Below are 281 nucleotides of genomic sequence, written 5' to 3'. Positions count from 1 at the left end.
CAACAATGGCACATCATAATCGTCCGCGATTTCTAAATATTTTTCGTTCTCTTGTGATGCAAGGATCATCAACGGTACTTTAAACAGTGCGGCTGCTTTAACGACCGCTCGAAAAACCGCATCGCTTTTCATCATATCGTTGTAAAGGGCACCATGAGGCTTGATATAACCGATATCGGTATACTGCGCACGGCACAATGCCTGCAACGCGCCTACTTGATAGATCACCATGTTAGTAATTTCATCGCTGCTCATACTGAGGCTGCGTCGACCAAAACCTT

The 281-nt window shown here is 45.2% G+C and carries 1 protein-coding gene; it reads right to left on the bottom strand.

The window, feature by feature from the left end; all coding sequences use genetic code 11:
* Nucleotides 1-281, bottom strand: a 281-nt coding sequence (locus tag R7Q11_RS28180) for a LamB/YcsF family protein (protein ID WP_225467228.1), incomplete at both ends; no start/stop codon positions are given.

Source organism: Vibrio sp. 970, assembly GCF_033339075.1.
The sequence above is the reverse complement of the archived record's forward strand: the minus strand, read 5'-3'. Positions and strand labels throughout refer to the sequence as shown.